We start from the raw sequence: 516 nt of genomic DNA, 5'->3' as shown, positions 1-516 counted from the left end.
CAAGTGATTATCATGAATGATCATCAGAAAAAAAGGTTTGCTAACCAGATGATCAGAGAATTGTACAACACGGTAAATGGTAAAAAAATATCCTTTTTGGGTTGGGCCTTTAAAAAGGATACCAATGATACCCGTGAGTCGGCAGCTATTTACGTGGCCGATCATTTATTACATGAGCAGGCCCAAATTATGGTTTATGATCCTAAAGTTTTAGAAGGACAGATTTATTTTGATCTTGACTATCTTGGAACGCGTACATCTGAAGAAAATAAAAAGGGGGTTAATGTAGTTCAAGATCCTTATGAGGCTTGTAAAGGCGCTCACGCTATCGCGGTATTAACCGAATGGGATGAGTTTAAAGATTATGACTGGAAAAAAATATACGATAGTATGTTAAAGCCTGCCAAAATATTCGATGGTCGAAACCTGCTTGATGCCAAAAAATTAACGGAAATAGGTTTCCTGGTACAATCTATTGGTACTAAAGGCTAAGCATTATATACGTATAAAATAACA

Annotated in this window: 1 protein-coding gene; it reads left to right on the top strand. The window is 36.2% G+C overall.

Annotated features, from left to right (window positions below):
• Window positions 1–492: UDP binding domain-containing protein (locus tag AC1DPZ_RS28815; protein WP_477409990.1), on the top strand; the 492-nt coding region annotated here is incomplete at its 5' end.
• Window positions 493–516 lie beyond the last annotated feature (24 nt).

The sequence above is a fragment of the Mucilaginibacter sp. P4_G9 genome, assembly GCF_056400985.1.
This window is presented reverse-complemented; position numbering and strand designations above follow the sequence as displayed.